This is a genomic window from Myxococcales bacterium (assembly GCA_022184915.1).
In the GTDB taxonomy this organism is placed as follows: domain Bacteria; phylum Myxococcota_A; class Polyangia; order Fen-1088; family Fen-1088; genus JAGTJU01.
In genome coordinates this window covers 1,656,774-1,681,737 of sequence record JAGTJU010000001.1, presented here as the reverse complement: position 1 = coordinate 1,681,737, position 24,964 = coordinate 1,656,774, and the positions used below count along the sequence as shown (strand labels likewise).

At 68.8% G+C, this 24,964-nt stretch carries 22 protein-coding genes; 14 read left to right on the top strand and 8 right to left on the bottom strand.

The features are described from left to right. Positions 1–20: 20 nt before the first annotated feature. The 3 genes from acs to KA712_06970 form a co-directional block, all read right to left on the bottom strand. Entirely contained in the window at positions 21–2,000 is a 1,980-nt protein-coding gene (acs, locus tag KA712_06980; protein ID MCG5052687.1) for an acetate--CoA ligase, read from the bottom strand. A 111-nt stretch (positions 2,001–2,111) separates the two neighbouring features. Continuing rightward, positions 2,112–3,605, bottom strand: a complete 1,494-nt coding sequence (locus KA712_06975; protein MCG5052686.1) for a hypothetical protein — start codon at positions 3,603–3,605, stop codon at positions 2,112–2,114. A 154-nt stretch (positions 3,606–3,759) separates the two neighbouring features. Continuing rightward, a complete protein-coding gene (locus KA712_06970; protein MCG5052685.1) occupies positions 3,760–4,413 on the bottom strand; it encodes a hypothetical protein in 654 nt (217 codons plus the stop codon). Positions 4,414–4,491: 78 nt separating this feature from the next. Here KA712_06970 and KA712_06965 point away from each other — a divergent pair, with 78 nt between their 5' ends. From KA712_06965 to KA712_06940, 6 genes are all read left to right on the top strand, one after another. Continuing rightward, a complete protein-coding gene (locus KA712_06965) occupies positions 4,492–5,211 on the top strand; it encodes a hypothetical protein (protein ID MCG5052684.1) in 720 nt (239 codons plus the stop codon). Positions 5,212–5,292: 81 nt separating this feature from the next. Next, complete coding sequence (locus tag KA712_06960) at positions 5,293–6,636, top strand: IPT/TIG domain-containing protein (protein MCG5052683.1); 1,344 nt, start codon at positions 5,293–5,295, stop codon at positions 6,634–6,636. Continuing rightward, positions 6,633–8,546, top strand: coding sequence for a HAMP domain-containing protein (locus KA712_06955; protein ID MCG5052682.1), 1,914 nt, complete (start codon positions 6,633–6,635; stop codon positions 8,544–8,546). The genes KA712_06960 and KA712_06955 overlap by 4 nt, the downstream gene beginning before the upstream one ends. 8 nt (positions 8,547–8,554) lie before the next feature. Then, the gene (locus KA712_06950) at positions 8,555–9,499 is read left to right on the top strand and encodes a hypothetical protein (protein MCG5052681.1); all 945 of its coding nucleotides are present in this window, start codon (positions 8,555–8,557) and stop codon (positions 9,497–9,499) included. Further along, positions 9,496–11,271, top strand: coding sequence for a hypothetical protein (locus KA712_06945; protein ID MCG5052680.1), 1,776 nt, complete (start codon positions 9,496–9,498; stop codon positions 11,269–11,271). Before KA712_06950 ends, KA712_06945 begins: the two co-directional genes overlap by 4 nt. 60 nt (positions 11,272–11,331) lie before the next feature. Continuing rightward, on the top strand, positions 11,332–12,192 hold the full coding sequence (locus tag KA712_06940) for an N-formylglutamate amidohydrolase (protein MCG5052679.1): 861 nt from the start codon (positions 11,332–11,334) through the stop codon (positions 12,190–12,192). A gap of 6 nt (positions 12,193–12,198) precedes the next feature. Here KA712_06940 and KA712_06935 read toward each other — a convergent pair whose 3' ends face one another. Next, a complete protein-coding gene (locus tag KA712_06935; GenBank protein ID MCG5052678.1) occupies positions 12,199–13,698 on the bottom strand; it encodes a SpoIIE family protein phosphatase in 1,500 nt (499 codons plus the stop codon). Between the two features lie 119 nt (positions 13,699–13,817). On the opposite strand from KA712_06935, the gene KA712_06930 reads away from it, so the two are divergent. From KA712_06930 to KA712_06920, 3 genes are read left to right on the top strand one after another with little or no spacing between them, the layout of a single operon-like run. Continuing rightward, a complete protein-coding gene (locus KA712_06930; protein ID MCG5052677.1) occupies positions 13,818–14,363 on the top strand; it encodes a hypothetical protein in 546 nt (181 codons plus the stop codon). After that, positions 14,360–14,740: a hypothetical protein gene (locus tag KA712_06925; GenBank protein MCG5052676.1), complete on the top strand. Its 381-nt coding sequence runs from the start codon at positions 14,360–14,362 to the stop codon at positions 14,738–14,740. The genes KA712_06930 and KA712_06925 overlap by 4 nt, the downstream gene beginning before the upstream one ends. A 20-nt stretch (positions 14,741–14,760) precedes the next feature. After that, a complete protein-coding gene (locus tag KA712_06920; GenBank protein MCG5052675.1) occupies positions 14,761–15,669 on the top strand; it encodes a sensor domain-containing diguanylate cyclase in 909 nt (302 codons plus the stop codon). A gap of 41 nt (positions 15,670–15,710) precedes the next feature. On the opposite strand, the gene rlmB is transcribed toward KA712_06920, so the two are convergent. The 3 genes from rlmB to KA712_06905 are packed head-to-tail and all read right to left on the bottom strand — an operon-like array spanning position 15,711 to position 18,974. Continuing rightward, complete coding sequence (rlmB, locus tag KA712_06915; GenBank protein MCG5052674.1) at positions 15,711–16,499, bottom strand: 23S rRNA (guanosine(2251)-2'-O)-methyltransferase RlmB; 789 nt, start codon at positions 16,497–16,499, stop codon at positions 15,711–15,713. A gap of 1 nt (position 16,500) precedes the next feature. Beyond that, positions 16,501–17,235 carry an orotidine-5'-phosphate decarboxylase gene (gene pyrF / locus KA712_06910; protein ID MCG5052673.1) on the bottom strand — a complete coding sequence of 245 codons (735 nt, stop codon included), beginning with the start codon at positions 17,233–17,235 and terminating at the stop codon, positions 16,501–16,503. Then, positions 17,232–18,974, bottom strand: a complete 1,743-nt coding sequence (locus KA712_06905) for a proline--tRNA ligase (GenBank protein MCG5052672.1) — start codon at positions 18,972–18,974, stop codon at positions 17,232–17,234. The genes pyrF and KA712_06905 overlap by 4 nt, the downstream gene beginning before the upstream one ends. A 157-nt stretch (positions 18,975–19,131) precedes the next feature. Here KA712_06905 and KA712_06900 point away from each other — a divergent pair, with 157 nt between their 5' ends. From KA712_06900 to KA712_06890, 3 genes are all read left to right on the top strand, one after another. Further along, the gene (locus tag KA712_06900; GenBank protein ID MCG5052671.1) at positions 19,132–19,311 is read left to right on the top strand and encodes a hypothetical protein; all 180 of its coding nucleotides are present in this window, start codon (positions 19,132–19,134) and stop codon (positions 19,309–19,311) included. A gap of 95 nt (positions 19,312–19,406) precedes the next feature. Continuing rightward, positions 19,407–21,335, top strand: a complete 1,929-nt coding sequence (locus KA712_06895; protein ID MCG5052670.1) for a penicillin-binding protein activator — start codon at positions 19,407–19,409, stop codon at positions 21,333–21,335. A 50-nt stretch (positions 21,336–21,385) separates the two neighbouring features. Then, positions 21,386–22,345 carry a COX15/CtaA family protein gene (locus tag KA712_06890; protein ID MCG5052669.1) on the top strand — a complete coding sequence of 320 codons (960 nt, stop codon included), beginning with the start codon at positions 21,386–21,388 and terminating at the stop codon, positions 22,343–22,345. 24 nt (positions 22,346–22,369) lie between these two features. On the opposite strand, the gene KA712_06885 is transcribed toward KA712_06890, so the two are convergent. Continuing rightward, complete coding sequence (locus KA712_06885) at positions 22,370–23,314, bottom strand: NTP transferase domain-containing protein (protein ID MCG5052668.1); 945 nt, start codon at positions 23,312–23,314, stop codon at positions 22,370–22,372. Between the two features lie 266 nt (positions 23,315–23,580). On the opposite strand from KA712_06885, the gene KA712_06880 reads away from it, so the two are divergent. Further along, positions 23,581–24,279 (top strand): hypothetical protein, encoded by a 699-nt coding sequence (locus KA712_06880; GenBank protein MCG5052667.1) that lies wholly within the window; start codon positions 23,581–23,583, stop codon positions 24,277–24,279. Positions 24,280–24,366: 87 nt separating this feature from the next. Further along, positions 24,367–24,846, top strand: coding sequence for a hypothetical protein (locus KA712_06875; protein ID MCG5052666.1), 480 nt, complete (start codon positions 24,367–24,369; stop codon positions 24,844–24,846). Positions 24,847–24,964: the final 118 nt, after the last annotated feature.

The window sequence follows — 24,964 nt, the reverse complement described above, 5'->3', positions numbered from 1 at the left end:
TCCGCGGAACGAGAGGCGCCTCAGTCTTCGTCCGAGTGCTTGGCGGCGAGGCTCGACAAGACGTTCAGGTCCTCGAGCGTGGTCGTATCGCCCACGGCCGCACCACCGGTGGCGATCTCGCGCAACAAACGCCGCATGATCTTGCCCGAACGGGTCTTGGGCAACGCATCGGCAAAGCGGATCTCGTCAGGCCGTGCCAGGGCGCCGATCTCCCTCACCACCTGATCGCTCAGCTTCTTTTTCAGCGCATCGGTGGGCGTCACGCCGGCCTTCACGGTGACGAAGGCACAAATGGCTTGCCCCTTGATCTCGTGGGGCGGCCCCACCACCGCAGCCTCGGCCACTTCTTCGCAGGCCACGAGGGCGCTTTCGATTTCGGCCGTGCCCAGCCGATGCCCCGAGACGTTCAGCACGTCGTCCACGCGGCCCATCACCCAGAAATATCCATCGCTATCCTGGCGGGCGCCGTCGCCCGTGAAGTACGAGCCCGGCATCTCGGACCAGTAGGTCTTCACGAAGCGCTCCTTGTCGCCGTGAATGCCGCGCAGCATGCTGGGCCAGGGCTTGCGCATCACCAAAAACCCGCCTTCGTTGGCCGCGCAGGGCGTGCCATCCTTGTGCACGATCTCGGGCGCGATGCCGAAGAAGGGTATGGTGCAGCTTCCAGGCTTGGTGGCGGTGATGCCCGGCAACGGCGTCATCATGATGGCGCCGGTTTCGGTCTGCCACCACGTGTCCACGATGGGACAGCGCTCGCCGCCGATCACCCGGTGGTACCACATCCAAGCCTCCGGGTTGATGGGCTCGCCCACGCTGCCGAGCAGGCGCAACGAGGACAGGTCGTGCTTCGTGACGAAGTCGTCGCCCCAACGTATGAAGGCGCGGATCGCCGTGGGCGCGGTGTAGAACACCGTGACCTTGCGCCGCTCGATGAGGGACCAAAAGCGATCTTTGTCCGGCGCGTCCGGCGCGCCTTCGTACATCACCACGGTGGCTCCGTTCGAAAGGGGCCCGTAGATCATGTAGCTGTGCCCGGTGATCCAGCCGATGTCGGCCGTACACCAGTACACGTCGTCCTCCTTGAGGTCGAACACGTACTTCGACGTGAGGTGCGTGCCGAGCAGGTAACCGCCCGTGGTGTGCTCGATGCCCTTGGGCTTGCCCGTGGTGCCAGAGGTGTAGAGGATGAACAGCAGCTGTTCGGCCGGCAAAGACGCCGCAGGCAGTGTCTCGGGGGCGTTCGCCACGGCGTCGTGCCAATAGATGTCCCGGCCCGCCTGCATCGGCACGTCGCCGCCCGTACGATTCACCATGATCACGCGGGTCACCGAGGGCGTCTGGGCCACGGCGCGATCCACGTTGTCCTTCAAGTTGATCACCTTGCCGCGGCGGTATCCCCCATCCGCGGTGACCACCAGCTTGGCCCCACAGTCGTTGATCCGATCGCGCAGGGATTCTGCGGAAAAGCCGCCAAACACCACCGTGTGGGCCGCGCCGATGCGCGTACACGCCAGCATGGCCACGGCGGCCTCCGGGATGAGCGGCATGTAGATCGCCACGCGGTCGCCCCGTCCGATCCCCTGGGCCAAAAGGGCCGCCGCGAACTTGCACACCTCGGCGTGCAGCTGTTTGTACGTCAGGATGCGCTCGTCGCCGGGCTCACCTTCCCAGACGATCGCCGGCTTGTCGCCGCGAGCCGCGAGGTGACGATCCAGGCAGTTCACCGAGACGTTGAGCTCGCCATCCTCGAACCAGCGCACGAAGGGCATCTCGCCCGACAGCGTCTTCGTGAAGGGCTTTTCCCACGCAAGCTCCGTGCGCGCTTGTTCCGCCCAGAAGGCCTCCGGCTCGTCGAGCGAGCGTTGGTACATCTGCCGGTACACCGCGGGATCCGACAGGCGCGACGCGCCCACGAAGGAGGCCGGCGGCGGGAACTTACGGTTTTCCTGCGAGATCGAAACGATGCTGCCCGATTCGTTGCCTGCTTTGTCGTTGCTCATGTTCTCCTCAAAATGTGAACCGGCCGTTCCTGCCGGTTGCGAACCCATTCCGCCAAGCCGCCGGGGAAGGCCCGAGGGCGCGCGGCGCTCTCACGCGCTCGCCCCAGGGGCTCACGGCTGTCCCTCCAGGCGGCACCCGGAGGTCAGGCCCTTAATGGGGGCGCGGCCGGGCGTCGTGGGCCTTTCGTTAGCGCGGACCCAGACCAACTCCGCCCCCCCCGGCCCCGCCACGCACGTGAACACCCACTGCCCCCGCGCGTCCACCATGGACGCCGTGGGCGGTGACGGCAGCGTCGCGAGCAACGGGGTGGCCGCCGCGGCCACGGCGAAGAGCCCCCCACCCGCCTCGCCCTGGTCCTGGGCACTTACGAACACCTGGGCCTCCACGGGAGGCGTACGGATGGCGGCGCCGCTTGGTAGAGGACGCGCCGGCGAGACCGCAAGCGCCACGGGAAAGGAGGCCTCCCCCAGGGCAAAGCGTCGCGCTCCGGTGAGCGGGGCCTGCAGGGACCCGGCGACGCTGAACGCCGTCACGTGCGCGGGCCCGAGGGAGGGCTCCGCCGTTTTTGGAGTGCTCCCCGACAAGACCCACAGGGTGCGTCCGTCGGGCGAAAAAGACAGGTCGACGAGGGGCGGGGCGGACACGGCGGTGTCCACCTTTTCGTGGGCCACCAACCGAGCGTCGGCGCGGTCCGACAACGCGAGCAGGGCCACGTGGCCACTCCCCGCCAGCGCCACGGCGAGGTGCTGGCCATCGGGGGAAAGCGCCGCGCCCACCGGACGCCCGGCGCGCACCTCCGGGGGAAGGGGCCGGGGGCGGCTGCGGGGTGGCCGCAACGCCTCCGTCGTATCGAGAACCATCACGTCCTCCTCGCGCACGAGTGCCAACACGGGCGCGCCGCGAGAGGCTTCGAGCCCCAAGACCGGCGTGCCTTCGAGTTCGAGTGCAAACACGGCCCGCGGCCCCCCCTGGGCCGTCATGTCCACCACGGTGAGCCGGCGCCCGTCGGGCCCCACGACGTAGGCGGCGCGCCCGTCGGACGAAAACGCAAGGTGCGCCACGAGGGGGACGGAAGGAGCGAGGCCCGCCAGCGGCGCGGGCACACCGGCGTCCACCCAGGAGAGCTGCCCCGCCGCGTCCCAGGCGGCCGCGAAGCGCTTGACCTCGACCACGGTCTCGGCCTGCCCAGCGGCCGTGCGCACCGAGAGAGCCTGCCGCCCCGTCGCCGCGCCGGCCGGCACCCGCACCACGAGGCCACCGTCGGCCGTAAACCCCAGCACGGGCGTGACCTCACCGCCCAGCCGCACCGTGGGCTGGCGCCCGAAGCCCGGGCCGCGGAGCCACAGCGCCTCTCCCACCACGGCCACGCCGTCACCGGCTTCGAGAGGCTGCACCTCGCCCCGCACGGCCGCACCGCCCAACTCGACGACACGTTCGATGCGGGGACGGGACGCCCCTTGGCTGAGATCGCGAGGCGGCACCAGCAGCCCGGGCCGCGCCGGCGCGCAGCTTGCCAGCCCCAAGGCAATGACCGAGGCGGCCGTCAGACGACGGCAGAGCCGGGCACCCGCGTCGTGCGCACGCCTGGCCCGGGGGCTCACCATGTCCTGAAGGTGTCGATAGTCAGGCATCCACTCCCCAATCAGCCGACCAACCTTATCGCATACGCGCCGCGCTGAAAACCGCAGCGACGGTCGCGCACGCGGGGGCCGCGCACGCACCGGGGCACGGCCGCGCCTCGCGAGACGCCCTTCTCGCTCAGGGGTGACCGGGCGGCGTGCCGCCGTGGGGACTTGGGCCGCCCCGCATGCCACCGCCCAGCACCTGGTCCTCCGCCTGGAGCGTGCCGAGTTCGATCTGCACGTCCTTCGAGCCGACCTTCACACCGTTGACCTCGCCGAACACATCGCCCTTGCGGCGGGTCATGGGGTCGCCGTCCTTGTCGACACGAACGGAGATGTTCACCTCGCCGTCGAACTTGCTGCCGGGGATCATGGCGTCGCGGCCACTCACCACGAAGGGCATCGGGAAGTCCTCCGCCACCAGCTTTTGCACCGCCAGCATCGAGCCCGGGCCCGGGGCGCCGCCTGCACGCCGCACGATGAGGAAGAGCATATCGCCCTTGGCCACGTCCTTTTTGCGGGCCTTGGGCACGACGATGGTGCCGCTCACCGATTCTTCCTCCTTCGGAGCCTCAGGCACGGCCTCGGCTTCCGCCGGAGCCTCGGGGGCTTTGGCCGGCTCCGCCACAGGCGGGGGCGCCTTCTCGGCGAGGGCGGGTGCCGGCGGCAGGGCCGCAGGCTTGGGCGCAGAGGACTCCGACTTGCAGCCGGCACTCCCGAGCGTTGACACGGACAGGCCGGCCAGTGCCAGCCCACACAACAAGGACGACTTAGCCCCAATGGCGCGCATGCCAGCCAAACTACTGCAATCGAACCGGATTGTCAGGCCCCGGGTTCCGACGCCCGCCTGCTATAAAGTCGCTCTCCCATGTCCTCTGGCCCGCTCAACGCCCAACTTACTTCCGTGTCGCCGGTCTCCGGCGATGTCAGTGACCTTCGCTTTGCCATGGTCAGCCCGCCTCGTCTCGCGTTCGAGCCCGGTCAGTTCGTCACGCTCGCGGTCGGCACGGACGCCGCCGGGCAGCCCATCCGCCGCAGCTATTCGTTGGCGAACCTCACCCGCCGGGGTGACGAGCTGCGGCTGCTGATCAAGCTTCTGCCCGACGGCGCCGCCTCCGACTTTTTCGGCCACCTCGCCCCGGGGGCCGAGGTCTACCTCACGGGACCGCACGGCTTTTTCACCCTCGACGCCGCCCACGCAGGTGACGTGGTGTTCGCGGTCACGGGCACGGGCCTCGCGCCGGTTTTGCCCATGCTCGACGAGCTGGCGGACAGGCCCCGCACGGGCCGGCGCCTGCTGTTTTGGGGCCTGCGCAGCGAAGCCGACATCTTCATCCGGGAAGAACTCGAAGCGCTCTGTGCCCGGGCCGGCGCCGAGCTGCGCCTGCATCTGTCTCAGCCCGGACCCGCCTGGCCGGGGGGCGGGGGCCGCATCGTGCAGCCCGTGCTGCAGGCCTTGCCCACGCTCGAGGCGCCCACGTTTTACATGGTGGGCAACGGCGCCATGATCCGGGAGCTCAAACAAAGCCTGATCGACCTTGGCGTAAACCGGAAAAAGCAGATCAGGACCGAAGCGTTCTTCGATTGACCTCGCGGCGGGCGATGTCCGTCACGGCGGGTGCGCGGCGGCGTGGTGCATTTTCGAGATGAGTTCTACAATCCGGGCCTGATGGGCATGTTTTGGCCCCCGCGCAGCCCCCGCCGTTTTGCCGTACCTGCCCTGGGGAGGGGGCGCCCGACCTGCCTTCGCGGAGGTCGGCTCGCCGCCCTCGTGGCCGGGTTGGCGCTGGCGGGATGCGAGCCGGAGGGTCCGCAACCCACGCTCGCGAGGATCGAACCACAAGAGGCCTACAGTGACCAGGACACGCTGGTGCGGCTCGTGGGCACGCAGTTCGTACCGCCCTTCACCCTGGATTTGGCGCAGGACCTGAGGGTGCCACAAGCGAGCGGCTTTTCAGGTGTGGTCTTTGGCGCGGGGGGCTCGGCCCGCCTGCGGGACGTGGTGTGGAAGAGCCCCACGGAGCTTGAAGCCGTGCTGGAAGCGGGACTGTCAGGGGCCCCGGGCTACAGCGTGACCGTACGTGACCCGCGCGGGCAGCAAGCCACCTTGGCCAACGGATTCATCGCGCTCGGCGCCGATACGGTTCCGCCCGACCTCGTCATCGAAGCCCCCACCCCCACCAGGCTGCTCGGGCCCGGGGTGGCGGTGCGGGTGGACGCGGTGGCGCAGGACTTCGGCCCCGGCAAGCTGTCCGACCTGAGGTACGAGATTGCGCTTGGCCCTCGGCGGCTGGTCGATGGCCGCTGCGCGCTGGCGGCTCACGGGGGCAGCACCCGCTGCAGCTTCGATGCGCTCGCCCCGCCCGAGGCGGCCCCAGGCGCGCTCTTTCGCATCACCGTCAAGGCGATCGACGCAGGGCCTCTGGCGAACCAGGCGACGCAAACGCTGGTCTTCGTGCTCTCCCCGCCTCCCAGCCTCTCGGCCATCGCGCCTGCGAGCGGCAGCCGAGAGGGCGGCACGGACGTGGTCATCACGGGGAAAAACTTTGCACCTGCCAGCCAGGTGCGCGTGGGGGGCGCCCTTCTTTGGCCTGACGGAGGCCGGATGCTCGACGCACAAACGATCGTGGGCCGCACCCCCCCGGGGGCCGTGGGCGCCGTCGACGTGACGTTCGAGGGCCCCACGGGAACCTCCACGACGGCGGGGGCCTTCACCTACCTCGAGGCGCTGGCGGTGACGGACGTATCGCCGGGGCAGGTGGCGGCAGCGGGCGGGACCCTGCTCACGATCGCGGGCGACGGGTTCACGAAGGACACGTTGATCCTCTTCGGAGACCGCCCCACGAACGCCGTTCCGCTTTTGGACATCACCTGGGAGAGCCCCTCACGCATCCGTGGCTTCGCGCCGCAAGGCACGGGCGCGACCTCCGTCTGGGCCACGGCGCCCGGGCTGGGACGGGCCCGCTGGAGCGGCACGTTCGTGTGGACGCCCGCCGTGGAGGTCGCGCCATGAAGCTGCGCGCGAAGTTCATGATCACGGCCGTCGCGGTCTGTGCGGTGCCCATGGCCATTGCCGGATACTTCGCAGGGCGCATCGGCCAAGATGCCATTCGGCGATCCATCGAAGCGCAAGAGCAGACCGTGGCCGTTCAGGTCGCCGATTACGTTGCGGCCGAGATGGCCGCCGTGGCCGACACCCTGCGCGTTCAGTCCCGCGTGCTCGACCTCACCCAAAAGGGCACGGAGGCCCCCACGCCGGAACGGCTCCAGAAGTTCTTGCAGTTCGTCTACCACCAAAAAGAGGTCTTCAGCGTCGTGGGCGTGTACGACGAACGAGGCACGCCGTTGGCGCCCCCGGCGTTTCAAGAGCGCCCGAGGGACAACGCCGCCCTCGGGCGGCACGACGCGATGACCGCTGACGACGCGGCCGAGGTGCCGAAGCGCGCGCCGCTGGCGGAGGCCCTGGCGCACAACGTGGCCACAGGCGAAGTGTTCCTCGCGGGACGCGACGCCAGCCCCCAGCTGATCGTGGCGTTGCGCTACGAGCCGATGCCCGACGAGGCCCCTCAGCTCATCCTGGCGATGGTCTCCCTGCGCCCGCTTGCGCGTTATCTGCGCGAGCTCGAGACCGCGGATCGCCGCCTCATGCTGCTCGATCGGGCCTCGCGCGTGGTGGCAAGCTCCGACCGAGAGAGCCAGACCGCGCTCGAACCCCGGCTGTTTCCGAACGGGTTGCCCGGCACCTTGCCCGAGCGCCCCTTCGTGGCCGCATACCCGTCGCAGGACGGCACGCGCGTGGTCGGCGCGTTCGCCCCCGCAAACCCGTTCCACCTGGGTGTGGCCACCGAGCGGCCCCTGTCGCAGGCGATGGAGCCCGTCACACGCATGGGGTTCGCCACGGTCTACTGGGTCTCAATCTCGGGCGTACTCGCCGCGCTCGTTGCGGCCTGGCTGGGGCGCAACCTCTCCCGGCGGATCATCGACCTCGGCAGCGCGGCGCGCGCCGTGTCCCAGGGGCGACTGGATACACAGCTCCAGGTCCGCACCCGCGACGAGATCGGCGATCTGGCGAAGGCCTTCAACGCGATGACCACGTCCCTCGACGCCGCGCGGGCCGAGATTTTGCGACAAACCCGCGAGATCAAGAATTGGAACCGCAACCTCGAGCAGCGGGTCGCCGAGAAGACGCGGGAGCTGCAGCAAGCACAGGACGTGTTGCTGCGATCGCGGTCGCTGGCAGCCATCGGCGTGCTGGGCTCGGGGGTGGCGCACGAGATCAACAACCCCCTCGCCGGGGTGCTGGGGCTCTCGCAGCTGATGCTGGCCGACATGCCCGAGGACCACCCCTGGCGCCCCATGGTCGAGGATGTCGAAGGCCAGGCGCTGCGCATACGCCACATCGTGGCCAACCTGTTGCGCCTGTCGCAGCGGCAAGCCGGCGAAGACTTCAGGTTGGTGGATCTGTCGCGGGTGATAGACGACGCCCTCGAGTTGGCAAGCCCTTCGTCCCTCGCAGACGCGCACATCGTGATCGACAAGCGGGTGGTGAGCCCCAGTCCGCCCATCCGCGGCAGCGCGTTTCAGCTTCAGGCCGCGATCATTCACATCATCAAAAACGCACGAGTGGCCATGGAGGACGGCGGCGGCACCCTGACGCTCGAGACCTCGTTGCCAGCGGCGAAGTTGTTGTGCCTGCGTGTTTCCGATACGGGCCGGGGCATCAAACCCGAGCATTTGCCTCGGATCTTCGATCCTTTTTTCACCACGAAACAAAAGTGGGACGAGACGGGGATGGGGCTCGCGGTGGTGCACAAGATCGTGGAAGACCATGGCGGTCAGATCCGCGCGGAGAGCCGTGTGGGGTACGGGACCAGCTTCTTTTTGACCTTTCCCCTGGACGAGGGTCAGGCGACCCTCACGTAAAACCAGCGATGGCCCGGTTTCGACTACGTCCCCCCCTCTTGGTTCTTGGCTTTTCGGCCCTGGTCGCCGGCGCCTTGCTTTTGGCAGGCATGGGATCGCGGCGCCTTTTCGAACGGCCCGAGGCCGCACCGCCCACGGTGCTGCGTACGTCGCGGCCCCTGTTTCCTGCACCTGACCCGGGCCGCTTTCGCGTCGCCGGCGTGCAAGGCAAGGTCGAGTGCGTGCAGGGCGGCCGCGTGTTCGTGTTGCAGGCCGGCGATCTGCTGTCGCTACAGGACGTGCTCCGCACGCGGGAGGGCGGGCGGGTGCTTCTGCGCCGGGGCAGCAGCGAGATCGAGGTACGAGAAAACCTGGAGCTCCGGCTCGAAGCCCTCGCCGAGCAAACGGCCCGCTTCAACCTGCTCTCGGGTGCGGGGGACGTGGCCGCCTCGGTCGAAGGCGCGGGCGAATCGGTCGCGATCGCTGCCGCCGAGACGTTGGCCGTCAACCAGGGGGCTTCGCGCTGGGTCGTGGCGCGGGCCGAATCGGGCCAAGTCGCCGTGGCCGTGACGAAGGGCAAGGTGGCCTTCGGCAGCCGAGGCCAAACGGTGACCGTCAGCGGAGGAGAAGAGAGCGTCGCGCCGGCCGGAGAGCCCCCCGCCCCCCCTGAGCCCTACCCTGATGACCTGCTCCTTTCCGTGACCTGGCCCGAGGCCCTGCCCCGGCAAGAGGCGGTGACGGTGGAGGGCACCGCGAAGCCGGCGTCACGCATTTCGGTGAACGGCCGCACCATCGAGGTGGACCCCGATGGACGCTTCATCGCCGAGGTGCCCGTGGGCCCCGCGGATACGGAGGTGAAGGTACATGCCGAAGATCTGCTCGGGCGGCGCAAAACCGTCTCGGGGATCCTTCGCCGACGTGCGCCAGCGCCCACGCTCGAGAGCAAGCCCGAGGCGCTCTGGGACGCGCCATGATCGCCGTGCTGCCGCTGCTGCTCGCGGTGGTGATGGGGACCGACGCCGTCCCGGAGCCGGCGCCGCGGCCCTCCGAGGGTCCGCCTGCCGAGCTCGGGCCCGCGGCGGCCGTGACGGTCGCCCGCGGCCTGCGCTTCGAGCTGTCACCCGCGGCGCCCGTGTTGGGCATCGACCAGGACGTCCTGGTCCGCGTGATTCCCGAGACCGAGGGGCTGCATCCGACGACAATCGCGCTTTCGACCAGCGCGGGCTCTCTGCACGATCACACCCAGGACCCCGACGGCAGCGTCTTGGCCCGGCTTCATCTGCCCACCCAACGCTTTCCTCGGGGAGTTTTGCTGGCGGCTTTGGCCGAAACACCTCAGGGCGCGGCAGAAGCGTTCGCCTTCCTGCCTCTGCCTGCGCTGGCGGCTCCGGCCTTTCGCACGGATCCGCGGGCCGAGGTCACGGTCACCGTGGCCGGTCGTACGTTTGGACCCAAGCGCGCAGGTCCGACCGGCGAGGTGCGGGTGCCGGTGGTGGTGCCTCCCGGGGTCGAGGTCGCCCTGGCCCATTCCCGAGGCCACGCCGGCCAAGTGGCCTCGGAGTCGCTCGACCTGGGGCGCCCTGCCTTTCAACGCGTCTTGCTCCTGGCGCCTCCCGTGGCTGTCTGGGGGCGGCCCTTCGAGGCGTGGGTCCTGTCGATGGACATGGCCGCGCGTCCCGCCGTGAACGGCAGTGTGCTCGCGTCCGGGAAGCGCCTGGCGACGCCCCTCGAGACGGGTCCGGGATGGACCCGCTTTTTGGTGGAGCCCCCTCCGAACGGGCAGACGCGAATGACCTTGTCCGTCTTCGAGCGCCCCGAGCGGCTGCCTGCACCCGGACAGCCCCTGCCGGGACCCGCGGCGCTCGAAGCCACGGTGTCCTTGGTGGCCGACGCGCCCGCCCGGCTCAAGCTGATCCCCGATCGCGTCCATCTGACGGCAGGCAGCCATCAACGGCTCACCCTCGTGGTGAAGGCCGAGGATGCCTTCGGTAACCCCACGAGCGCAGAGGCCGCCAAGCTCTACGTGGACGGCCGGCCTCATCAAGGGCCGCAGATCCGCGAACAGGGACGCCTGCGTGCGGTCATCGCGGCGCCTGCGACCGCGGGGGGGGGCCGCATGTTGGTCGAGGCGCTCGTGCCTTCGAAGCCCGGACAGGCCTACGCCCACCACGAGGTGATCGTCGACGACCTGCGCCCCGCCCGCGAGCCGCCGCCCGCGCCTCCCTTCGACCCCACCTTCGCTCTCATGGCGCGTGCCCTGGCGATCTGGAATGCCGACGCGGGCGTCGGCGCCGGGGCCCGCATCGAGGCTCATGTCAGCCCACACCGGCACCTCGCTTGGCCGGCGCCTCTCTTCGCCACGCTCTCCCTGAGCGGGCTCGCCCGCGAACGGGCGGTGAGCGCGTCCGCGGGGCTCTCCCGGCTGGACGTGACGGTGCTCCCGCTCCTGGCCGGTGCCCTGTGGCGCCTGCGGGCGGCGCAGGGGGCGCTTTTCCTGGTGGGAGCGTCCGTGGGGGCGGCGCGCTTGTCGGCGACACACGAAACGTGGGGGGTGGCCGTGAGCGGCAGCGCCTGGGTGGCCGCCTACAGGCTCCAGGGCGACCTGGTCCTCGGCACGGGGCGCACGCAGGCCGTGGTCGGGGTAAGCTATCTGAGAGTGCCTGGGGATCGGCTCTCGTCTCGGGACCGGTTGCGCGGAGAGTTGGGGGGCATCGATTGCAGCCTCGGTCTGCGGCAGCGCTGGTAGGGGGTGAGGGCTGCGCGCCAGGGACATTGCGGCGCTGAGGCCCCACGAAAGGCGAGACGGATGACCAGCCAAGCAGACGAGCAAGCGGAAACAATCGTAGGCCCCTGGGACAGCTTCGACGCCCATGTGCCCCGGGTGCCCGAAACCCCGGTGGTGGTGTCGGTTCCACACGCCGGCATCGAGACCGGCCCCTTCGCCTCTGCCCTGTCGCAAAGCCTCGACTTGCGTCTGGATGCCGACCTGCACGTCGACGCGCTCTACGAGGGGGCACCTCGGGGCGCCTTCGTCCGCGCGCGGCTCTCCCGATTCGTGTGCGACTTGAACCGTCACCCCGACGACGTCTCGCCCCGGGCGGTGCCCCAGCACCCAGCCCCCCGGAACGAAAACGGCCGTGGGTTCGTGTGGGAGATCACCACGGCCGAGGATGCCGCCCTGGCACGGCCCCTCACCCTGGGGGAGTGGGAGGAGCGGCGGCAGATCCATGAGGCGTACCACCAGTGCCTGAGCACAGCGCTCGCCCGCGCCCGGGCCCGGTTCGGCTTCGCCATCCTCGTGGACGGACACTCGATGCCCTCGCGGGGCCGCGCGGGCCATACGGACAGCGGCGCCGCCCGCGCCGAGATCGTCCCCGGAAACCGACAGGGCCAAAGCTGCGGAGAGCCGCTGTCGCACGCGGTGGGGCAGCACTTCGCGGCGGCCGGCTATCAGGTTTCGTTCAACGACCCCTATCAGGGGGGCTTCGTCACCAGCCACCACGGACAGCCCACGCACGGCGTGCATGCGATTCAGATCGAGGTGCGCCGGGACCTCTACATGGACGAGGCCACCTTCGCGCGAACCCCCGAAGGATTTGCCCGCCTGTCCGCCACCCTACACGCCCTCTTGCGCCGGCTCGACGTGCTGGATCCGCGCGCGGCCTGAGACACCTCAGCGCCCCTGGTACCGAAGCGCCAGCAGGGTCACGTCGTCGTCCTGCACCGGGGCCCAGGTCATCACGGCCTGCACCACCTTTTGGACCACGACTTCGGGGGCTTCCCTGCGGTTCGCTTCGACCATCTCCATCACCCTGTCGAGTCCGAAGGGCTCGCCCTGTGCGTTCTTGGCTTCGATGAGTCCGTCCGTGTAGAGCACCATGAGATCGCCGGGATGAAGCTTGGCCTCCGAATCCTTGATCGCACGGCTCACGTTGGCCACCGCGCCCATCCAGGTGCCCGGCGTGGGCAGGATCTCGCATTTTCCGTCCCGCGCCCGGCAGATCAGGATCTCCTCGTGAGCGCCGGCATAAACCAAAGCTCCGTCGGCCTCGTAGCGCATCAAGGTGAACGTGACGTGCTCGTCGCTGGCGAGGCGCTCGCGGATGTTGTCGAACAAAACCCGGTTCAAAACTTCCAGGGCCTCCCGCGGGCTCGTCCGTGCCCTTTGCCGGGTGAGCGCCGCCACCACGCTTTGGACCATGAGCATGATGAGACCGGCCTTGAGGCCGTGCCCCGCCACGTCGCCCACGCCGATCCAGGCGCCCCCTTGGGTGGGGACCACGTCGTAGTAGTCGCCCCCCACCTCCTCGGCTGGCACCATGGCCGCCGCGATCTGCAGCCCCTCCACGCTCAGCCGCTGAGGCAGGATCGAGGTCTGGATGCGTTTGGCGATTTCCAGCTCGCGGGCCGTGCGCAGCGCCCTGTGGGTCAGGCTGATGACGGGACCCAGGTAAAAGTTCACGAAAAAGAGGCTCACCAGCAGCGCCGCCACGCAGCCGAGGCCCGCGGCGCCCAGAATGTTGTTTCGTAGGCTCTCCCCCGCGACCAACTTCGCGGTGGAGATTACGAGGGCCAAACGGCCCACGGTGCGGCCCTCGATCTGCGAGGGCGCCCATGACACCAGATAGCCTGGCCCCTGCCTGATGCCGCCTGGCGCCCCCCGGAACAAACCTTCGGGCGTTTCGGGCGCCTTGCCGTGCTGAGCGAGCACCTGGCCTTCGGGGTCGGCCGCCACGATGGCGACCACGTCGGGGCCTTTCAGGTAAGGCTTGCAGGCCTCCATGATGAGCGCCTCGTCCCCCACGACCAGCGCAAAGTCCACGGCGTGCGCAAGCTCCTTGGCCCCGCGCTGGGTCTTCCACTCGAGCTCTACCCGCATCGAGGGGGTCAACTCGGCGAAGATGCGCGACACCAAGAAGAAAATCAGGCCGGACAGGGCCAACAACAGCACGGTGATGAACAAGGTCAGCGTGACCTTGAGCCGCAGGCCTGACAAAAGGCGTGTGGCCTTCACGTCTCGGAACGGTGCAGGCGTCGGCGCAGGCGCCGCCGGGGGCGCGGGCTCGACCGGAGCAGGCAGGTCGAAGCGCACGGCGGGCATCTCGGTGGTGAACAGCGGGCTCTTCCGGGACACGACGCCGGTCTCGACCTTGATGATGGGTTTGCCAGCCACAGGCACTTCCGTTCCCCCCAGCTTTTCGGCTGACCCACGGCATCCTTGAGGTACGGGAGGCGCGCCCGAGCGCCGAGAAAAGAGAGCGCCAGCGGGCGCCATCGACGTATTCTTTTCGAATGCCTGGCCTGAAGGTTTATTTCGGCCCCGCCGATGACCTCCCTCGAAACATGCTGGACGAGGGACTCAGCCTCGAACTCACGCTCGACACCGATCCCCGGATCGTGTCAATCACGCGTCGATTCGTCGAACAAGCGATGGAGAAGCTCGTCGACGACGCCGATGCCGTCTTCCGGGTGGCCATGGCCGCCCACGAGCTGCTCGAAAACGCCGCCAAGTACGCGGAGAACCGACAGGCCAGCTTGGCGCTCAGGCTCGAGCCCAACGGCGACGGGGGCCGGCAAGCGGTCCTTACGATGACGAATCAAACCAGCCCCGACCACATCGCGCGCCTCAAGCAGAACTTCGCCGAGATGAACACACGCGAAGACCCGTACGATTACTACTTCGAGCTCATGCGTCGGAATGCGTCCGACACGACGACGTCCGGGCTCGGCTTGGCGCGCATCAGAGCCGAAGGGGAAATGCGGCTGGCCTTCGACGCCGTGGGCACGCAGGTGCTCATCCGCGCCACGGCTCAGATCCCGGAACGGAGGGCGCCATGACAGAGCCAAACATCCCGCCGATTCGAGAGGTCGATTTCACGGCGGCAGCACGCGTGGACGGCGCCACCGTGCAAACCACCCTCTCGGGCAACGCCGACCTGAACGTCAAGCCGCAGCTGGATGGCTTTCTGCTGTCGCTGCACCGCTACGCGCTCTCCGACGGCGTGAGCGAGGTGGTGGTCGACGTCCGCAACCTCGAGTTCATCAATTCGTCGTGCCTCAAGGCGTTCGTCACCTGGATAAGCTCGGTGCAAGCGCAAGAGGCCGAAGGGCAGTACCGCATCGTGTTCCTCTCGAGCCCACGGCTACATTGGCAGCGTAGAAGCCTGCACGCGCTGTCTTGTTTCGCCAACGACCTGGTCAGCATCCAAACGTGACAGCCAAGGCCCAGGATCCGATGTCTCGCCCAGATCCCTCCGAACCGGCGTCGGCCTCGAGCGCCTCGTGGCTCTTGGCCCTGCCCTTCGTGGACGCCGTGGCCAACAGCCTCGAATCCGGCGTCCTGGTGATCAACGCCCAAAAGCAGGTCGTGCTGTGCAGCCGGCCGATGGCGGCCACCTTCGGGTTGCCCGTCGAAGAGGTGCTGGCGATGACACCCGAGCAGCTGGCGACCTACGTGACCGCTTTGGTCGATGATCCGCCGCCCGTCATCAGGGATGGCCGGCTCTTGCCCTTCGGGGCGCGGATCACGTGCGAAGAGTTCGAGCTGGCACGGCCGAACCGCTCGGTCGTGCGCTGGGTGGCCCGGCGCGTGTCGGATCCCGAAGACGCGATCATCGTGGTGTGCACGGACATCACGGCCGAGGTGGACCTGGTGGCCGCATACGAGCGGCTTTCGATGACGGATCGGCTCACGGGCCTTTCCAACCGCCGCGGGGCCGAGCAGTTCGTGAGGCGCGAAGCTTCAAAGTTTCGCCGCTACGGCGGCAGCATGAGCTTCGTGCTCATGGACATCGACCACTTCAAGAAGGTCAACGACACCTACGGGCACGGTGTGGGCGACCAGGTCTTGCGCGCGGTGGGCGCCACCGTCGCGGACGTGATCCGCGTGTGCGACTTTGCCGCCCGCTGGGGAGGCGAGGAGTTCCTGGTGGTGCTGCCGAACACGAACCTGGACGGTGCGCGCCTGTGCGCCGAGCGGCTGCGCGCGGCGGTGCAGAACATCGTATTCCCGGGGGGTCTGGCCGTCACGATCTCGGCAGGAACCGCCGAGATGGGGCGCTCCGAGGAGGTCCAGGACGCGCTGACCCGTGCCGACGAGGGGCTCTACGCGGCCAAGGGCGCGGGACGCAACTGCGTACGCTGACCGGGGGACCGGCAGTGTCCCGTAAGCGCCTCGCGGTCCTGTCAGCGCGCGCGGCGCTGGCGCATGGCCTCGTAGAGCACGATGGCGGCCGCCGCACTGGCGTTGAGGGACGCGATCTGCCCGGCCATGGGAATGCGCACGATGCCGTCACAGCGGCGCGCCACGGCCTCGCGCAGGCCGCGCCCCTCCGAGCCCATCACGAAGGCCGTGGGACCCGTGAAGTCCGCCTCGAAGATCTCGAGGCCTTCCGCTTCGACCCCTGTGCCCCACACCTTCACGCCGCTTTCTCGCAGCTTGTCGAGGCTGCCGAGAAAGTTGTGCACCCGCGCGATGCGCATGCGCTCGGTGGCGCCGGCCGAGGCCTTGATGGCGCCCGCGGTGATGGGGGCCGCGTTGTGATCGGGGATGGCCACGCCGTGCGCCCCGAACACCTCGGCGCTGCGCACGATGGCGCCCACGTTCTGGGGGTCGGTGAGGCCATCGAGCCACATCAAGAGAGGCGGCTCCGCAGCCTGCCGGGCAGCTTCGAGCATGACGGGCACAGGCACGTAGGGATAGGGGCCAGCAATCGCCACCACCCCCTGATGGGCCCCCTTGCCGGCAAGATCCGCCACCAGAGCTCGGGGCCGCGGCTCGACGCTGATCCCGCGATCCTTGGCAACGGCCACCAGGCGCTGGACGTCGGCCCCCTTGAGCCCCTCGGCCACATACACGACAGCCACGTCCCGGGGACGTGCGCGGCAGAGCTCCTCCACGGGGCGCAGCCCAAAGATCACCCGTCCCGGGCCCCCCGCGGTTTCGGCAGGGGCCCCCGCGTCTTGAAGGCTCATGTCAGCGCCCTGCCCCGATGACGGAGGCGACCTCGGCGGCCAGGGCCTCGAACGCCCGCGCTGGGTTGGGGGCGTCCCGCAGGGGGCGCCCCACCACGAGGTAGTCGGCGCCTCCGGCAATCGCTTCGGCGGGTGTGCCCACCCGCTTCTGGTCGCCGAGCGCAGCCCCTGCCGGGCGGATACCGGGCACCACCAGGCGCAGGTTCGGATCGATCGCACGGGCGGCGGCGACCTCCTGGGGAGAGCAAACGAGGCCCGCGGCCCCCGCGTCCCGTACGAGGCGGGCCCGCCGGGCCACCACCTCGGCGGGTGAGCCGGCGATCCCGTCGGCTTGCAGATCTGCCTGTCCCAGGCTCGTCAGCACCGTCACGGCGATCACGTCCAGCTGGCCCTCCGCAGCGGCCACCGCCCGGCTCGTCATCTCCGCGCCCCCGGCGGCGTGCACGGTGAGCAGCTCGGCGCCGAGACGGCGCACGGACGTGACCGCCCGGGCCACGGTCTCGGGAATGTCGTGCAGCTTCAGGTCGAGAAAGAGCCGCCCGCCCCGCCGCTTGACGGCCTCGATGGCACGAACGCCCTCCGCGATGAACAGCTCGAGCCCGATCTTGTACCAGATCGGCTGCCCCTCGAGACGATCGAGGAACGCTTCGAGGCGGGCCAGATCGGGAACGTCGAGAGCCGCGATGATGCGGCTCTTCGGATCCGACGTGGGCTTGGTATCGACGACGGCGTTCATGGCGTGCTCTGACCCTCCACGGGCGAAAGCCCCGTGCGCTCACGCTCCACGCGCTCTCGCACCCACGCGACCGCCTCGGCCAAAGGCACCTTGTGCACTTCGGGGGCGCGGCGGGCCTTGATCTCCACGATGCCTTCCGCCAGCCCCTTTTTGCCCAGCGCCACCCGGTAGGGCATACCCATGAGGTCGGCGTCCTTGAACTTCACGCCAGGGCGTTCATCCCGGTCGTCGTAGAGCACCTCGATGCCCGCGGCTTCGAGCTGCCGATCGAGGGCATCGCAAGCGCTCGCCACCGCCTCGTCGTTGGCCTGCAGCGACAGCAGGTGCACCTCGAAGGGCGCAAGGGGGACCGGCCACTTGATGCCGTCGGCGTCGTGGTGCTGTTCGATGGCGGCGGCCGCGATGCGGGTCACGCCGATGCCGTAGCAGCCCATGGTGGCGGGCTTCTCTTTGCCGTCGGCGTCGAGGAAGTTGCACTTCATGGGCGCCGAGTACTTCGTGCCCAGGAAAAAGACGTGACCCACCTCGATGCCCCGGAAGCCCCTGAAGGTGCCCGTTGCGCAGCGAGGGCAGCCATCGCCGGGTGCGGCCTGTCGGAAGTCGCCCACGGAGGCGGGCACGAAGTCGCGCCCCGTGACCACGTGGCGTACGTGGGCGTCGGCTTTGTTCGCGCCGGCCACGAAGCTCGCGAGCGCCGCCACCTCGGCGTCGACATGCACCGGGATCGAAAGGCCCACCGGCCCCGCGAAGCCCACGGGAGCGCCTGTCACCTCGAGGACCGTGCGATCATTGGCCATCACGACCTCCTTGGCACCCAGGGCCCGGCGCAGCTTGATCTCGTTCATCTCGTGATCGCCGCGCACGAGGACAGCCACAGGCTTGCCATCGACCAGGCAGATGAGGGTCTTCGCGAGCTCGCGCGGGGACACCTTCAAAAACGCCGAGACCTCGTCGATCGTGCGCGCGTTCGGTGTGGCCACGTCTTGCAGCGGCTCAGAAGACGGCGTCTGGCTGACCGGCGTGCGCACCTGCGCCTCTTCCACGTTCGCTGCGTAGTCGCAGGTGTCACAGGCCACGAGGGCGTCTTCGCCCGTCTCGGCCAACACCTGGAACTCATGCGAAAGCGAGCCGCCGATGGCGCCGGTGTCGGCTTCCACGGGACGGAACTCGAGCCCACAGCGCGCAAAGATGCGGCAGTAGGTGTCGAACATGTTCTTGTACTCGCGCTTGGCGTCTTCCTCGCTGACGTGAAACGAGTACGCGTCCTTCATGATGAACTCGCGGCCGCGCATGAGCCCCGCGCGGGGACGAAGCTCGTCACGAAACTTGGTTTGAATCTGGTACAAATTCAGGGGCAGCTGGCGATAGCTCTTCACGTCCCCACGGACGAGGTCCACGATCACTTCTTCGTGCGTGGGGCCAATGACGAAGTCACCGTTTTTGCGGTCTTTGAAACGCAGCAGCTGCGCCCCGTAGTGGTCCCAACGCCCCGACTCTTTCCACAGTTCGGCCGGGATCACCGCCGGCAAAAACACCTCGGAAGCCCCGGCGCGGTTCATCTCCTCGCGCACGATGCGCGAGATCTTCTGAATGACCCGCCAGCCGAGCGGCAGAAATGAATACACACCGGCCGCCACCTTGCGCAGGTAGCCGCCCCGCACCATCAGGATGTGCGAGGGAACTTCCGCCTCGGTGGGCGCCTCTTTGAGGGTGGGAACCAGAGTCTGCGAGACCTTCATGGGCGCGCTTCATAACACGGAATGGCCGCGCCGCGGGGGCGCGAGATTTTCCCAAGAGTTCCCGGGCGTACATGCACCGGAAACAGGTCCCGCGGCACACTAACTTCGTAAGCGGGGTGGCCCGCTTAGCTGACAAATCGAAGGAGGTAGGGGAGACATGACACTGCGACACATCAAGCCGAGGACGCCGGACTGGGAAGATGCGGTGGAAGAGGGGACGAGCACAGGCGCGCAGGTGCTGACGCCGGACGAGATGTACAAACTGCGCCAGATGGTGGCGATGGAGCAGGTTCTGATGGGCATGCCGTCCCCCTGGGCGGCCCGGAACGCGCACTGAGACGGGGGCCACGGCCCGCCTGGGTCTAGGGCTGCAACGACCGAAATGTGACGCGGGAGGTGTGCGGGAGACGCGCCCCTGGTAAAACCGGGACCATGCGCGGCTCGGCGCTTCTAACCGTCATGTTGGCTTTGGGGGCTTGCGCCACAGGTGCACGCGCTCAAGGCGTGAGTCTCGGCAGCCCCGAAGGGGGCCCGGATACATCCTCATCGGACGCCGGCGAGAGCGACGCGGGCACCGCCGCCGCTCTGGCAGGCGCCGAGGCCGATTACCAACGCGCGGTGAACGAACACCGCCAGGGCAACCTGGACGCGGCGAAGGGGCTTGCCCAGGCGCTGCGCGACCACGGGTCCGGGAGCGTTCGCCCGCGGGCCACGGCGTTGCTGGCGCTCGTGCTCCTGGAACAAGGCGACGCTGCGGGCGCGCGCGCGGTCCTTGGGCCGGGCACGCAGGCGGATGCCGTCACGAACTTTCTGGCGGGTGTGGCCGAGGCGCGCCTCGGCGATCCTGCGGCGTGGCAGCGCCTGGCACCCTTCGCCGACGATCCTGCGGGCCTGACGGTGCCGGGCCTCGACGCCGCCCGCACGGCCATGATGGGCAACGTGGCCCTTGCCGAAGCCGCCGCCGCGGCCGGGCAGGTGCAAGCCACGTTGGCCGCGTGGCAACGCTACGCGGACAGGGCCGCCCCCCACGAGCGGGCGTTCGCGCTGCACCGGGCTGAGGCGGTGGTGTCCCGTGTTTCGGTGGACGAAGCGCTCGCGCTGTGGCGCGACACCGACGGGATGGTGGCGCGGGCGGCGCTGGGACCGAAAGCCGCCGTGGCGCTCGCCAGCCAGGGACGCGCCGACGAGGCCAAACGCGCCAGTGAAGAGGCGGGAGAACTTCGCAAGCGCCTGGACGCAGTGGCCTCGAGCGCGGGCAGCGCCTGGGCCGGCACGGGGGATCCCGGGCGCCTGGGGCTCTCTGTACCGCTCTCGGGGCGCGGGCAGCAGCTCGGGCTTGCCCTCACCCGCGGAGCCGTGGTGGCGATCGGCGCCCCCGCGGCGGCCCAAGACGTCGCCCCCGTGCAGGTGATGGTGCGCGACACCACGGGCCGGGGCGGGCCCCTCACGGCGGCCACGGAGCTGGCGCGTGAAGAGGCCGTGCTCGGCATCGTGGGCATGGCGGATCCCGCCACCGTCGACCAGATGAGCCGCGACGGCGTTCCGTACCTGGTGCTGGGCGGCGCCAACCCAGGCGCGCAAACGTCGGCGTTTCAGCTGGTGCACGACACGGACGCGCGCGCCCGCGCGCTGGCGCAAGCGGCACGCAGCCGGGGCGTTCGTACGTTTTCGATCTTGGCGCCGGAAACCGCAGCGGCAGGCCGCACGGCAGAGGCCTTCCGGCAGGCCATCGGCGCCCTGGGGGGGCTGGTCGTGGCCGAGGTGAAGTACCCGGCCGGCGCCACCTCGTTCACCCGCGAGGTCGAGGTGCTCAAAAAGCAGCGCTGGGAGGCGCTGTTCGTGCCCGACACGGCCGACAAACTGGAGCTCATCGCGCCGGCGCTGGCCGTGGCCGACCTCTGGCCCCAGCCGGCCGCTCAGGTGGTGGCTGCTGTCAGTGAGAAGCCGAAGCGCGGCACCACGCCCGCCAGGCGTAACGTGCTCCTGCTGTCCACCGCACCCGGTGCCTCCAAGCGCCTGCTAGATCGCGCGGGCCGGTACGTGCAGGGCGCACTGGTCGCCCCGGGCTTCCATGCCGATCCACAACAAGCCACGGCCGCCCGCTTCGTCTCCGACTTTCGAACCCTCTACGGCCGCGATCCTGGCGCCAGCGACGCCTTCGGCTTTGATGGGGTGCATCTTCTGCGGGCCTGCGTGGACCGCGGCGCCCGGTCGCGGGCCGACGTGCTGCGGCTGTTGAGCAGCGGCGCCGAGTTCCCGGGCGTCACCGGAAAGATCCGCTTTGGGCCTGACCATGGCCGCGTGGACCCCGCCCCCGTTTACGAGGTGCGAGGCGACGCTCTGCGCGCGTCTTTACCCTGAGGGCTCCTGTCTGCTTTGCACCTCGGCGCCGGTGGCGCTATGACGGCGCCGTGTCGACTTCGCGCTTCTCCCGATTCAGCCTGGCCGTCATAGGCGCCACCTTGGCAGTCATCGTGTGGGGTGCCTTCGTGCGCGCTTCGGGCTCGGGCGCGGGCTGCGGCAACCATTGGCCGCTCTGCAACGGTGAAGTGCTCCCGCGCGAGCGCAGCGTTGAGACGCTCATCGAGCTGACCCACCGGGTGACCTCCGGCCTGGCGTTCGTTTTCGTGGTGATCCAGTACCTGTGGGCGCGCCGCGTGTTTGCACGCGGGCAGGGGGCCCGCCGGGCCGCTGGCGCGAGCCTAGTGTTCATGATCACCGAAGCCCTGGTGGGCGGAGGCCTCGTGCTCTTCGAGATGGTGGCCGGCAACAAGTCGGTGGCCCGTGCCTGGTGGATGACCGGACACCTGCTCAACACCTTCGCCCTGGTGGCCTCACTCACCGTCACCTGGTGGCTCTCGCGCGAGCGCCCTGCCCTGGCCTTGCCCCGCAACCGCTACCGCCTGGCCCTCGACTTAGGCTTGGGGGGCGTGGCGCTCGTGGCGGTGAGCGGCGCCATCGCGGCGCTTGGCGACACATTGTTCCCTTCCTCCAGCCTCAGCGCGGGTCTACAAGACGATTTCACGGCCACCGCACACGCGTTCGTGCGCCTGCGCCTGTGGCACCCATTCCTTGCGGTAGGCTTCGGAGCCTACCTGCTGGCCCTTGCGGCCCGCCTTGCCATGCGAGAGGGCTTCGAGGCCCTACGGGGCACGGCCACGGCGCTTGCGGCCCTCGTGCTGGTCCAGCTTTCCCTGGGGCTCGTGAACCTTCTTTTGCTCGCGCCCATCGCCCTCCAGCTCGTGCACTTGCTGGTGGCGGACTTGCTGTGGATGACCTTGGTGGTGCTGAGGACGCGCCTGGCACAGGCTGCCGAAGCTCCCGCGCACCGAGCGACGCTGGCCGATCGGGCAGCCCCTGCGGTCGGATGAAGCAGCGAGCCTCTCGTCCGAACCTCAGCGAAGCGGACTCTCGGCTCGCGCGATTCCGGTCTGCAGCTTCCGAAGCTGCGGCACGGAGGGAAAAACGCCCAGCACGCGCGCGGGCGTTCCCAGGTCGTGCCAGCCACAGGGAGGCAGCCGAGCAACCTTGAGGTTGCGCATGCGCTCGAGCACGTCGCGGCTGAAGCTGGCGCCTCCGAACGACAAAAATGTGACCTTGAGAGCCTGCCAGCGCCGATGTTGGACGGCGCCGGCCAACGCCCGTGTGAGGCGCGGCAGGTGCGCATCGAAGGCGGCCCGGAACCCGCGGGCCGTGCCGACCGTCACGAACGTGCTGAGCAGACCGCCCGACGACAGAAGGTGCCGCGCCACCCGTGCTTCGGGCTTTTCCGCGAAGAGCCGCACGTCGCCGAGCCCTCCTTCCCTTTGGGTGTCTCGCGCAGGAACCACCCAACCAAAATCTGTCTCTGGCGCCGAGGGCTCCGCGCCCAGCAGCACCACGTGGTCACCACGGGTGGGGTCCGCGAGCACATCGGAAACCGTGTGCACGAACCTGTCGGGGTGACTGAAGTGATGATCCGAGGGCAGGTAAACCACGTTGGCGTCGGGATCTTCATCAGCCACGAGAAGAAGCGGCAGGAGCATCCCCAGGGCTGTTCCCCCGCTCATGGGTTGGGTGACGAGACGTACACCCTTGAACTCGCAGGTGTGTTCCTCGGCTTCAAGCCTGTACCGGGCGTTGACCACCACGAGGACGCGCTCGGGGCACGTCAAGGCCAGCGCCCGCACCAGGGTGTTCTGTAGCAGCGACCGGGAGCCATCCAAAACGGCGAACTGCTTGGGCACCGGGCGCCCATAGAGGGCCGCCGTGAGCGGGCCAAGGCGCCGGCCTTCGCCTCCAGCAAGCACGACCACCCATGGCAAAGCACGTGTCGGTTCGGAACGGGGCATTGCAGTCATCGGGAGACCTCCTGGGGCTAACTTGCGCCGCAGGGTCCCTTCCGCCCAATAGATAATCGGGCCGCGATCCATCGGGCAGGCCGATGGGAGACGGCGCCTGGCGGCGAGCCCATCAGGGCAGCGCGTATCAGACATCCATGAATTGGGGCGTCGCGACCTCGCCGACGTAAGTGCGCTGGTGGATTTTTTTTGCGACTTTTGGCCCAGGCGCCGTCGAGGTAGCAGCACCCACATTCTTTCAACCCCGGGTGCAAGAAACGGAAATCATGCGTAAGAAGATGTTCCTGTCCCTGGCAGCCGCGGCGGTGCTGCCTTCCTTGTCCGCCGGCAGCTCACGAGCGGATACCCTCTGGGTCGAAGCGGAGTCTGTGCGGTTCGCGAGCTTCGATGACGGCAACAGCATCACCTCGCCTTTGCGGATCGAGGACGCCGTGCTGGCCTCCGACGGCTCGTTCGTCAGTGTGCCGTCGGGGCTCAACAGCTTGAATGCCCCGCCTGCCACTGGCATCGCGCGGTACCGCATCGAGCTGGCGAACGCCGGCGTTTACGGCGTGTTCGGGCGCGTCAAGGCCCCGAGCACCACCTCGGATTCGCTGTGGGTTCGCTTCGACAACGGCAGCTGGGTGCGCTGGATGGACATCGCTCTCGGCTCGGCCTGGCACTGGGACTTCGTTCACGACAGCGTCAACGGCAACAAGCCCGCCGTCACGTTCAACCTCTCCGCGGGCGCCCACCTTTTCGAGGTGGCGTACCGAGAGAACAGCGTGCAGCTGGACGCCCTCGTTTTCACCGACGACGTGAACTACTCCCCCACGGCGTTCGTCTCACCTCTGGCTCCCCCGGTTCTCGATTACGAAAGCGGCAGCAACCGCATTCGGCTCACCTGGACCGCCGTGGCAGGCGCCACCACCTACCAGGTCCAAAAGCAGCAGGCTTCCGGGGCTTTCTCCTCGGTGCAGAAGTAGCGCGAGCTTGGTGTACAACGCGTCAGTCGACGGGCTGCTTCCGGGTGGTGCCGGTCCGCTCCGGGCTACACGGGAACGCCCTCGAACGTGGCCTGCTCCGGCTTCGCCAGCGGCGACTACCCTCTCGTCATTCGCGACGCTTCGGGCGGGTCCTACTCGTCGCCCATGTTCTGGGACTGGACCGACGAACGAGGCAAGGTGTTTCCGGGCTACAACAGCCTGAGCGCTGCCCCCAGCACCGGCTACGCCCGATTCGACTTCCGCCTGGGAGCGACGACGAAGGTCAAGTTCTGGGTCCTGGTCGACGTGCCGTCCACGTCGTCTGATTCGCTCTGGGTGCGCGTCGATCAAGGCACCTGGATCAAGTGGGACAACATCGTGCCGGTGGGCAATTACGATTGGGCAGACGTGCGCGACTCCAACGCCTCGAACGCCGTCGTACAGCCGACACTCTCTGCGGGCAGCCACACGCTCGAGTTTGCGTATCGAGAGGAGGGAATCGGCTTTCACCGCATTCTGGTCGAGTCGAACCTCTCCACGGAGCCACCCAGCGGCGTCTATGACTGAGCGTCGTCGCCCCGTGGCCTAATCGGCATAGGGGCGGGGGATGGCCCTCGCCCCGTTGGTCGATGGTTGTCGGTGGGGCCGACAAGCTCACCGGGCGCGGGACGCAACGCCCCGCGCC